Origin of the sequence: Breznakiella homolactica (genome assembly GCF_016616095.2) — a bacterium.
Taxonomy (GTDB): domain Bacteria; phylum Spirochaetota; class Spirochaetia; order Treponematales; family Breznakiellaceae; genus Breznakiella; species Breznakiella homolactica.
The window spans coordinates 3,946,786-3,958,412 of record NZ_CP067089.2 but is presented as its reverse complement, the minus strand read 5'-3'; the positions used below and the strand labels follow the sequence as shown (position 1 = coordinate 3,958,412).

13 protein-coding genes are annotated in these 11,627 nt (G+C 37.6%); all 13 read right to left on the bottom strand.

The window, feature by feature from the left end:
• Positions 1-202 precede the first annotated feature (202 nt).
• Complete coding sequence (locus tag JFL75_RS17840; RefSeq protein WP_215628025.1) at positions 203-538, bottom strand: hypothetical protein; 336 nt, start codon at positions 536-538, stop codon at positions 203-205.
• Positions 539-680: 142 nt separating this feature from the next.
• Complete coding sequence (locus JFL75_RS17835) at positions 681-860, bottom strand: hypothetical protein (RefSeq protein ID WP_215628024.1); 180 nt, start codon at positions 858-860, stop codon at positions 681-683.
• A gap of 150 nt (positions 861-1,010) precedes the next feature.
• A complete protein-coding gene (locus JFL75_RS17830; protein ID WP_215628023.1) occupies positions 1,011-1,325 on the bottom strand; it encodes a DUF4288 domain-containing protein in 315 nt (104 codons plus the stop codon).
• An 87-nt stretch (positions 1,326-1,412) separates the two neighbouring features.
• Complete coding sequence (locus JFL75_RS17825) at positions 1,413-1,865, bottom strand: hypothetical protein (RefSeq protein ID WP_215628022.1); 453 nt, start codon at positions 1,863-1,865, stop codon at positions 1,413-1,415.
• A 434-nt stretch (positions 1,866-2,299) separates the two neighbouring features.
• Positions 2,300-2,917, bottom strand: coding sequence for a hypothetical protein (locus JFL75_RS17820; RefSeq protein ID WP_215628021.1), 618 nt, complete (start codon positions 2,915-2,917; stop codon positions 2,300-2,302).
• A gap of 1,266 nt (positions 2,918-4,183) precedes the next feature.
• Positions 4,184-4,720, bottom strand: a complete 537-nt coding sequence (locus JFL75_RS17815) for a hypothetical protein (protein ID WP_215628020.1) — start codon at positions 4,718-4,720, stop codon at positions 4,184-4,186.
• Between the two features lie 174 nt (positions 4,721-4,894).
• The gene (locus JFL75_RS17810; RefSeq protein WP_215628019.1) at positions 4,895-5,203 is read right to left on the bottom strand and encodes a M15 family metallopeptidase domain-containing protein; all 309 of its coding nucleotides are present in this window, start codon (positions 5,201-5,203) and stop codon (positions 4,895-4,897) included.
• A gap of 270 nt (positions 5,204-5,473) precedes the next feature.
• The gene (locus JFL75_RS17805) at positions 5,474-5,938 is read right to left on the bottom strand and encodes a hypothetical protein (RefSeq protein ID WP_215628018.1); all 465 of its coding nucleotides are present in this window, start codon (positions 5,936-5,938) and stop codon (positions 5,474-5,476) included.
• The gene (locus tag JFL75_RS20895) at positions 5,928-6,803 is read right to left on the bottom strand and encodes an RHS repeat-associated core domain-containing protein (protein WP_223292847.1); all 876 of its coding nucleotides are present in this window, start codon (positions 6,801-6,803) and stop codon (positions 5,928-5,930) included. Before JFL75_RS20895 ends, JFL75_RS17805 begins: the two co-directional genes overlap by 11 nt.
• Before the next feature lie 424 nt (positions 6,804-7,227).
• On the bottom strand, positions 7,228-7,746 hold the full coding sequence (locus JFL75_RS17795) for a hypothetical protein (protein WP_215628016.1): 519 nt from the start codon (positions 7,744-7,746) through the stop codon (positions 7,228-7,230).
• The gene (locus JFL75_RS17790; RefSeq protein WP_490337717.1) at positions 7,743-8,906 is read right to left on the bottom strand and encodes an RHS repeat-associated core domain-containing protein; all 1,164 of its coding nucleotides are present in this window, start codon (positions 8,904-8,906) and stop codon (positions 7,743-7,745) included. Before JFL75_RS17790 ends, JFL75_RS17795 begins: the two co-directional genes overlap by 4 nt.
• Positions 8,907-9,239: 333 nt before the next feature.
• Complete coding sequence (locus JFL75_RS17785; RefSeq protein ID WP_215628014.1) at positions 9,240-9,575, bottom strand: hypothetical protein; 336 nt, start codon at positions 9,573-9,575, stop codon at positions 9,240-9,242.
• 16 nt (positions 9,576-9,591) lie between these two features.
• A complete protein-coding gene (locus tag JFL75_RS17780) occupies positions 9,592-11,070 on the bottom strand; it encodes an RHS repeat-associated core domain-containing protein (protein ID WP_215628013.1) in 1,479 nt (492 codons plus the stop codon).
• Positions 11,071-11,627 lie beyond the last annotated feature (557 nt).

The following is an 11,627-nucleotide window of genomic DNA, read 5'->3' as shown; positions in this document are numbered from 1 at the left end:
ACACGGGTTACTTGCCTGCGGTACCCGGCGGTATCGTTTCTCACGTGTGCTTTCTGCTTCTGCTTGCTCTATGCTGCCCTCTCGCGCGGGCGGCTCCCCCTCGCTTCATAAAGATTTTAGGTTCTTCCTAAAATCTTTATAACGCTACCCCCTCTTCGGGTTCCGGAGGTAGGCTGCTGTTCCCACTTTGCTGCAGCCTTCTCTATCCTCTATAAGAAATATTTTTTATTTCTCGTGTTTTTAAATCAATGATATATAATACTTCCGGCTCTCCAGGTGCGAAGCCCCTTCCCCGATATTTACTATCTTTTTTATAATATGTAATGAATAAATTTTCTTCATCTTCTTCAATTACAATTTCGTAACCAGTAAGATCAATTCCTCTCGTTTTAACCTCATTATAAGTTTTCATTATATCTTCAAGTTGTATTACAGATATTGTCTCCATTTTTTGTATTTTTATTTGAGTTATAATTTCTTCAGAAAACAACGCAGAGCCCATTATAAAAGTGATTATACATAATAGCTGTTTTTTCATAACAACACCTCCATAATTATGGCCTAAGTGGCATTATTCTACTAGAATAAGGATGTTATTCTTGTATGCCTCCGGGAGTCCCTAGTCAAGACTGATACTCTCTCGGATTATTAGAACCAATGGTATCCCTAAATAAAGATTTCTAATCTTTTTCAGAATAATCATCATTTCTTAGATCTGTCAATCTTGTACCACTTGTCTGATAGTTACTGTCAGCATCAACAATTGAATAATCACCATGCGTGTGAAAATAACACATAATGTCACCTATGTGCTCTCTTTGGCTTCTAAATGGAATTACACCTTCTAAAATCTTTGTCACACTATCTCCGCTCTGGACTCCTTAGGCAGACTGTTATCACCCCTCTTGATTATCAAACATTATTCGGAGAATGGTTTAATAAATTTTATTATCCCTGTACAAAAATATTATTGTTGATTTTTTTATAAAACTCACTAACTAATTAGCTCCTTAATCATTGAATGGATGCTTTAAACTAGATACTTCACTGTCACGCAAAAGGCGTGCAAAAATTACATTATTATCATTTATATCATCATTTTCTAATTCATATATTGTTAATATTCCATTATATTTCCATTGTATAAAATCTCCATCAGCTGTTTCATAATCACACTCGAGATTACGCCCCACAATTTCTGCCTTCTGCTTTGCCATCTCTATGTTAGCTGCATTGCATAATACTATATTTTCTTCCCAAGAGGCTTCTACTTCCTTTCTACTTTTCAACGAGCATTTTAAAAGAATACTTATTGAATACCACATATTACCCCTCAATTGTTTTCACCTTATAAATCTTGTATCAGTAAATAACTTCAAGTTGTCACTTCTTGTGTTGTTATAACTCTCATTTTATTCTTTTTTCGAATACTCCAACACTATGGCTGATAGATTTAGAATGTAATTATTTATTTGACTAATAATATTATTATTTTCAATAAATGGCATCACTTCATTAAGAATTAATATTAATTCTTTTGGTTTAATCAGAAAAAATAAAGCTTCATTTTCTGCTTCAAAAACCTCACATATTATATACATTTCTTTACCAACATTTTCTTCACTTGAACATAGTTTTATCTTTTCTATAATAAAACTATATATATCATTAGTAATTGTAAAATGCATCTCAAATTTAGAAAGTCTATTCATCGAAAATTTATATTCATATCTTAATTCTATTTCTTTTGTAAACGCAATTATTGGTAATGGCTTGTCAATTGGCCCCCAATAATCCATTCTTATTGTTGATGAAAATAAGTTTTGTACAGAAAATAAACATAGTACTAACAATATTTTATTCATTTATTTAACCCCCGTACTGTATCTCTACTGAAATCTGACGGATTTTCAGCATAATATGGTTCTGTAGAAGTAACCGTCCAGTATTAGGATTATATTTAAATCCTCTGTCTACTGTTTCTAATATTATAAAATTCCCATCTTTATCCTTAAGATTTAAAGCAAGACAAAAAATATTTATTATATTACCTACTCTTCGAGTTCCTGGATCAGGCGGCTGTTCTTAGTGTTGCAGCCTTCTCATCCTTGTCAAGGATTATTTTTCTCTACGTAGTTTAACTCAGTTATCTCCTCCATCTTCTTTCCATTTTATTTTCTCTGCTCCCTAATTTCTTGACACATCAAGAGCGACTTTTTACTATATATCGAACACAACTTTCTTGATTGAATACCGTCGCACCGCTTTTTTATTTAGCTGAACCTTCTCTTAAGGACTTTTACTCTTTCATTTTTATTCTAATTTCAAATACACTATCAGGTTTATCATTAGTACAAAAACCTCCACTTATTGCCTCTAATACATCATGCCATTGTTTATTATCCTTATAGGATTCATGACGTTTCATTAACTCTGTTCCTTCATAATCGTTTAAGTATAAATACCGGTCTGGTAATTCCCATCTTCTGATTGGTAAATTTGGCACTATTACAGGAGAACCCCATATAGGTAACTCTTGTTCTGTAAATGAAACATAGCTGCCCTCTCCATAACGTCCTACAAGTAGTTTTATTATCTTATTTTTATTTTTCTCTGATGGAACAGGCCGTGAAGAATTATAAAAATGCAAAACTATCAAAGCGCCGCCCATCTCTTGTGTTTCTTCTATTCGAGGTATGCCCGAAATTGATATATCTATAAAACCAATATCCATATCCAGATCATCATCGAAATTAGCACTTGGTTTAAAACCAATATTATCAAATTGCTTAAATAGTGTTTCTCCTGATGTAAAATCATAATCATATTCTAATAGTTCTTCGATTTTTATACGATTCTTACTACAGGAACTTAACATACATAAAAAAATTATAAATAAAATAATATTCTTTTTCATAATTTACATCCCGGAAATATTCCAACGTCTAAAATTCATCCCATATGCAGAAGGGACAAGTTATGTCTTTCATCCGAGCGGGTTACGCCCCTCGTTTCATAAAGATTTTAGATTCCTCCTAAAATCTTTATTACACTCTATTCTTATAAAAAAGAATTACATAAATAATGTAAAAAAGAGTTACTAATATATTTTCTATCACAATATATTTTCTTATTTCTTTACCCGAATGAGATGAAAATCTTAGTCTTATCACCGTACCAATATCAATAATTAAAATAAAGAAAATATATAAAAGTATTATTTCTAACATTTTTGCATAATCCCACTCTTTGTAAATTGGATCTTAATTCATTTGTTAACGCAATTCCATTAATTCATTTTTTATCCTATTTACGGGCTATTGTACCTGCGGGTCCTGCTGTATAAAAACGGGGATGGCTCCTCGTCGGCCTTTGGCCTCAAAAATCGCTCATCCCTGTTTTCATGCGGAACCCGGCGGTACCGTTTATTACGTATACTTTCTGCCCCCTTCGCTTCATAAAGATTTTAGGCAAGCCAAAAATCTTTATTACACTAACCCCTCTTTGGGTTTCTGGGGTAGGTTGCTGTTCTCACCGTAGTTTTATCTTCCCTCGGTTTTCAAAGATCTCTTTTTCTACTTACTTCATCATCTAATACTGTAATAACCACGCAATATCTCATTTGTTGTTTTACTAATTTCATATGTGATTATATCCTCACCAACTATTTTTCTAGATCTCTCATTACTATACACAATTCTATTTATATAGGATATAATCAATAATTCTTCACCATCCTCTATCATAATGTCATAATTACTTAAATCAGGTATTTTTGTTTTTATATTATTATATGTTTCAATGATAGCTTCGAATTACTGTATAGTATAAAAATCACCATATTGCCTAAACAGGCAATTAGGAACTTCATTCCCATCAGCAAATAAAAACCTGGTAACAAATAAAAAGAAGAGTATTGATAATTTCTTTGTTTTCATTCCATATAACCTTCAATTTTCAATATTCTTAACCGTGATTCGGGATCACGTATACCAAAAGGATTAAATTCCTTAATTTCATTACTAGGGATTCCAGAATAGGATCTATAACTTTTATTAACTTTTTCATGCAACCATATGCGTGCACACAAAAAAGGCCCAGTTATCACAACACTCTCCCTTGCAGGGGGCTACTTTGAGGTTCTCACCTCAAAGTTTTTATAAAATATTTTTTTGTTTTTCATTCAATTCTGAGAATAAGTAGACACTCTATTCTCGCTAATGGCATTTTGAACTATTTTAAGTAAATCCAATAATGAATCAACATCCGTTATTGCCCGATATTTTTCAGTGTCTGCCTGTATATCATATTTTTCTGTTACTTCATTAAAAACATATGGTAAATCATTTAAATATTTGAAATATGTTTCTTGTATTTCAGCATTTTCTAATTTCATAGGCGCCTCATAGAAATATGCTTTTTTATAGAAATACCAGATATTTTCACCATCTCTTTTGTAAACAATGTATTGAATCTGCCCTAAGGTTGACATTAACTCGACTCGACAAAATACATCATTTGAGATTCTCTTATTGATATCGAATATAAACATTCCTGCACCCTCACCACGTTGACTCAGAACAACAGTTTTATATTCCGTCTTTTTATATTTATCATACAGCTCGGTAAACATCTTTGCGGGATTTTCTTGGGATTCCGCGATACATGATATAAATATACACAAAAAGCATATACCCAAAATCTTTTTTTCATTAATCATATTACCCTCCCTTATTCCGGTAAAGTAAAAAATCCATTATTTACATTACCGGCATCATATAGAGCTTTTAGCTCAGTTGCAGATAACCCATGGCCATTCTCAAAATGAGGGAATCTTTTTGATCTCCTTCCCATCGATAACCTGCTGAAACCCCCAAACTTTCCGCTGTAGTTATTACTGCCTGCCAGTTAGCCCTTTCATCGTCCAATCTTTTGCCCAGCTATTATCAATGTCAGTATAAAATTCAAGGTCAATTGCAAGTCCGTAATTATGATAATTATAACCACCTTGAACCCATGTAATTCTTATTTCACCTTCTATATCGTTACCATCAGACAGCTGAGAAATCTGGTCTCCAACTATATTCACTACTACAATAACTATAGACCTCATCAAGGGATTAACGCTATTCCGAATAGGCCCGTACCAATATCGAATACCACAGGGAAGATCAGGAAACAGCCGGTTCTTTTTGGACTTCATAACCACTACTTTAGGGATGCAGCGTAAGTAAAAGGGTTTTCTAGGGTTATTATTCTCGTATCTCGTTATCAGGGATTACTCTCTCCGAAGGTTTGGGTTTCCAGTCATTTTGTGATGCATTTTCTCGTTTCTTTGGATTTTTCATATACTTTTTTAGCAAAACATGGTTATTTTTATTTGCATAAACTGATCTTTTACAAAAAAGCTCAGCGGATTTTTTTCGCTGAGCTTTCTTTTCTCTCTATTTTCTATTTGTTGGCACTACGGGGGTTAATTTGAATCTAAAGCCTCAAAGTTTTTTAATGTATTAATAAAATCTTTCTTAAGAAACTCATTTTGCATAATTTCAACCCAAAAAACATTCATATTATCAATATTATATTGTTGCATTACATTATTCATAGCTATGTCGTCATAATTAATATCAATATATAAAAAAATACTTACATCGGATTTTTTCAATGCTAACCCATTAAAAATTATGGCTGTTTTTTCTTTATTGAGAAATTGTTTTTCTAAAAAAGGATTTATTTTTTTTCCATTTTTGAATAATAATCTGTACCAGTTATTTACATTTTCAATATTGTGAGTATTTACGCTATATAGAGATTTCTCTTTACACAACTGGTTAAACAAAAATAAATAATATAAATCCTTTTTCATTATTACATTTCCAATAAAGAAAACAGATAAAAGAAAAAGTATACCCAAATAGATTTTATTTTTATTTATCATATTTATAAGTCCTTGAACCACCCCAAGTCTTGTACCATACAGGATCACCTCTTTGATGAATGAAATTTGGATCAATTTCAGCATTAGGAGAGGGGACAGCTATTGCACCTCCTGTATACCCAGTTACAGATGCACCCCTAAAATAATCTGCAAAAGAATCAGCTATTGTTTTCTTTCCAAAAGCTTTCTGAAAAAAGTTTAAACTTTTTTCAGAGGCAGTCTTACAGCCAAAGAAGTTTATTGAGGCACCTGCATTAAAGGCATTTCTGTTAAAATTCTTTAAATCATCAGCATATAATAACTCCCGTTTTCCAGAGCCCTCTCCAGAACCCACAACGAGATGTTGTTCTCCACCATGAGAGAATACATCCAATTGATCAATATTGCCTGTGTCCAATATATTTTTAAATTTATCTATACTATCAATATTAAATACACTAACAGTATCTTTATTTTGATTAAACCCAGAACTTGATTCGATTTCGTTTTTTCTTGTATTTGCTGCGTCAACAAAGGTAGTCCCCACATTCTCATTTCCACCACCAGGGAACATTGCTATTATTACATATTTTTTACCTACTCCTCCTGTAGGATCATTCCCTGTTCCATCATCATTCATCCGCCCATCGGGATCTGTGTATCTGACCGGATTATTCGCCGCATAATGGTATGTGTGTAAGTTCACCACGTTATACACTCCTCCCATTCCGCCGAGTTTATTAGGACTCATCCCCGGTCCCGGCACATACTCACCCATAGCCGGATCAGTCGACAGCCACCGGCTCATCTTCGGATCAAGGTACCTCGCTCCATAGTAATATAACCCCGTCTCCTCGTCCATCTCCTTCCCCGTAAAGGGGAGCACATAGTCTCTATGCACAGCAAGCACACGGGCTACTGTACCTGCGGGTCCTGCCGCATAAAAACGGGGATGGCTCCTCGTCGGCCTATCGGCCTCGAAAGTCGCTCATCCCCATTTTCATGCGGCACCCGGCGATACTGTTTCACACGTGTGCTTGCTGTTCTAGTTCGCTCTATGCTGCCCTTCCGCGCGGGCGGCTCCCCCTCGCTTCATAACTATTTTAGACAGTGTCTAAAATAGTTATTACGCTACCCCCTCTTCGGGTCCCTCCATGAGGTCACCTTCTCTCACTTGTCAAAGATCTTTTTACTACTCTCACTATATCATACTTCTCATTTTTATTCATTACTTTATTTTATTCCCGCTTTTACTTATTCTGCTCTCTATGACTATCTTCCTTGCAGCTCTTATCCTTTGCCCGTTGACACTACAATAATAATTTTTTAAAAACAAGAAATAATTTTAGGCGATAATCATCTTCTTTAAGATTAGATAAGTTTGTTATTATTATTTCATAATTATAAATTGTTCCATATCTAATAATAAAAAATAAAGGCATTGCATTTCTACTGCCAGGTAAATATTCTGATATTTCTTTCTTATCAAGAATTCTCAAAAAATCTTCCGCAAAAGCCTTAAAATAATTTAACTCAAATACAGAAACAAAAGAAATACAATTCTTTCTTTTTTTGTATATCCAATTTTCTTTATCATTAACTCCAATAAATATATGTTCTAATACATTTCCTGTTATATAATCATAAATTGAAAATTCATAAAAATAACCAAAAGAATTATTCTCATATTTCTCTATATGATTTATAAAGTCTTTATCTACAATTGATACTTGTTCTCCAAATAAATTGGTATACTTATATGTTTCTGGTAATTCCATGGAAAATACTACCCATTGATTAATAAGTAATAATAAAATTATTTTTTTCAATTCTTCATCCTTAATCTTATAATAGACTCTGGCATAATATTAACCGGGAAGCCACCATAATTAGATCTATAAGGTAATCCGAGAGCCAATCTTACTTCATTCTCAAAATTGATTGCATTACTTTCTGAATCTTTATTATAAATAAATGTTGGGGGATTAGTACTCATGTCCCATACATTTGCTTTACCATTAAATCCACCTTTCATATTAAAGTATGCATGTCCAATTTCATGAGCAATACCTGTTACTGGAGGTAATGCGAAGTTTGTATTAGTATCATACACTGTTTTGCTTGGATCAAACACTATTTCAGACCCACTTGGTCTATTATTCGCAAAAGCTTCAACATCCGAATAAAGAGTTGATGAACCGCCATTCTTTTCAGCTTGAGTTTCTGGAGCTCTTATGGTTACTTTTATTTCTTTATTATCTCTTAACTCCTTCATTTTACTCTTAAAATCAGGGGATGCTAATTCAGCTTCTTCTAATAACCTATTAACTTCTGCTATATATTCAGGAGTACCTAGTATTTCAACTTCTCTCCCAGTAGGGTCTGTGTATTTAACTGGATTATTCGCCGCATAATGATACGTATGCAGATTTATCACGTTATAAACACCTCCCAACCCAGAAAGCTTATCAGGACTCATCCCAGGCCCCGGCACATAGTCCCCCATAGCGGGGTCAGCAGACAGCCACCGGCTCATCTTCGGATCTAGGTATCTCGCTCCATAGTAATATAACCCCGTCTCCTCGTCCATCTCCTTTCCCGTAAACCGGAACGGTAACCCTTCCTCCCCATTGCCCCGCTCCTCGATCCATACCTCCCCATACGGCGTGTATTCAAGCCGCTCATACATCACCCCATTGCAGTCCGTCACCGCCTGGGCGCTCCCCAAGTGGTCCCCATGGTACCAGTACTGGCTCACCTGCTCATACCCCGGGTTCGTCTCTCCCTCATAGTTCCGTTTCGTCACCACCCGGGTGTCTCCCACATACACATGCTTACTCTGACGCCACCCCTGTCCGTCACTGTTCATCTGCCACATCCGGTTGTAGTACAAAGTATGCTTCCCGCTCTCCTCCACATACTTAACCGTCCGTTCCCCATCGGCCCCATACCGGTACTGTACCGTATACCGGTTGTCCTTGCTGCCCAACAGCTGGTTCCGTTCATTATGCGGGGGAGCACAGAGTCTCTATACACAGAAAGCACACGGGCTACTGTATCTGCGGGTCCTGCCGCATGAAAACGGGGATGGCTCCTCGTCGGCCTATCGGCCTCGAAAGTCGCTCATCCCCGTTTTCATGCGGCACCCGGCGATACCACCACTCACGTGTGCTTTCTGCTTCTGTTCGCTCTATGCTGCCCGTCCGCGCGGGCTGCTCCCCCTCGCTTCATACTAATTTAGGCTTTGCCTAAATTAGTATTACGCTACCCCCTCTTCGGGTTCCTGGGGTAGGTTGCTGTTCTCACTGTGGTGTCGTCTTCTCTATCCTCTATAAGATATATTTTTTATTTCCCGTGTTTTTAAATCAATTATATATAATACTTCTGGCTCTCCAGGCGCGAAGCCCCTCCCTCGGTATTTACTATCTTTTTTATAATATGTTATGTATAAGTTTTCCTCATCTTCTTCAATTACAACCTCGTAACCGGTAAGATCAATTCCTCTTGTTCTTATTTCATTATAAGTTTTTATTATATCTTCAAGTTGTATAAGAGACATTGTTTCTTTTTTTTGTTCATATATTTGAATTATCTTTTCATCAGAAAACAATTCAGAGGACATAATAAAAAAGATTATATATATTATATATTTTTTCATAGCAACACCTCCATAATTATGGCCTAAGTGGTATTATTCTTCTAGAATAAGGATGATATTCTTGTATACCTCTGGGAGTCCCTAGCCAAGACTGATACTCTCTCGGATTTTTAGAATCCATTGCATCCCTAAATGAAGATTTCAAATCTTTTTCAGAAAAATCATCATTTCTTGGATCTGTTAATCTTACACCAGTTGCCTGATAGTTACCATCAGCATCAATAATTGAATAATCTCCATGCGTGTGATAATCACCTACAATGTCACCTTTACGACCTCTTTGACTTCTAAATGGATCTACACCTTCTTTAGAATCTTCTGTTACTGGTATTGATGCATAATATTTTCCATCTTTAGGATTTTTTGTTATTACACCTCCATATTCCACATTTTCTTTGATTGATATTGGGTTTATTGCATCTATCATTGCAACAGCTGCTTCTCTAGGAGTATCATATCCAACAGAAGCAGCATCCTTTACGTTCTTATCATTTGAATATCTATAGGTAGAATCAAATTCCGACATCATCCCTGTAGGATCTGTGTACTTTACCGGATTGTTCGCCGCATAATGGTAGGTATGCAGATTTACATAGTTATACACCCCACCCATCCCCGGCAGGTTACCGTTCCGCTTCCGCACCTCCTCATTCACCGGCGCCCCCGGTACATACTCACCCATAGCCGGATCTGTAGACAGCCACCGGCTCATCTTCGGATCAAGGTACCTCGCTCCATAGTAATATAACCCCGTCTCTTCGTCCATCTCCTTTCCTGTAAACCGGAACGGTAACCCTTCCTCCCCATTGCCCCGCTCCTCGATCCATACCTCCCCATACGGCGTGTATTCCAGCCGCTCATACATAACCCCATTGTAATCCGTCACCGCCTGGGCGCTCCCCAAGTGGTCCCCATGGTACCAGTACTGGCTCACCTGCTCATACCCCGGGTTCGTCTCTCCCTCATAGTTCCGTTTCGTCACCACCCGGGTGTCTCCCACATACACATGCTTACTCTGACGCCACCCCTGTCCGTCACTGTTCATCTGCCACATCCGGTTGTAGTACAAAGTATGCTTCCCGCTCTCCTCCACATACTTAACCGTCCGTTCCCCATCGGCCCCATACCGGTACTGTACCGTATACCGGTTGTCCTTGCTGCTCAGTAACTGGTTCCGTTCATTCCACGCATACACCCGCTGGTACACCGAATCATTTCCGTTCCCCACCCCCGGCTGCTGCAGCGCAAACCCGTACTCCGTGTACTGTAAGTGGCCGTCCTCATACACCGGGTGGTCCGTCACCACCGTCTCCGCGTGCCCGTTGTCACGCTCAATCACCACATTCCCGTTCCCGTCATACTGGTAATACCGGTTCCCGATCCGTTCTACCCGGTGCGCGTACCCGTCGTAGTACTGGTAGCTCTGTTCGTAGTTCAGGTTGCTCCCGATCCCGCTCCCGTTGCTCACCCCGCTCACGCTCTTCTTGTTTACCATGTTCCCGATTTCATTAAACCGGTAGGTTTGCTGGTAGGTCGCCTCATACCGCGTCCCCAGCTCATTATGCGGGGGAGCACAGAGTCTCTACATACAGTAAGCACACGGGTTACCGTACCTGCGGGTCCTGCCGCATAAAAATGGGGATGGCTCCTCGTCGGCCTATCGGCCTCGAAAGTCGCTCATCCCCGTTTTCATGCGGCACCCGGCGATACTGTTTCACACGTGTGCTGTCTGCTTCTGCTTGCTCTATGCTGCCCTTCCGCGCGGGCGGCTCCCCCTCGCTTCATAACTATTTTAGACAGTGTCTAAAATAGTTATTACGCTACCCCCTCTTCGGGTTCCTGGGGTAGTTTGCTGCTCTCACGGTGCTGCTATCTTCTCTCTCTTGCTAAACATCATTTTAGAATTTTTCCTCAGTTCGATCCTAAGATAACTTTTCTCTGCCTCATTCTCAGTTCTTTTTATTTCTTTTTTCACTGTTTCTTAATTTGCTGACACTTCGGGCTCGCTGCACACACTTAACTCTTTCGAGTACGAATAATATAAATTAATAA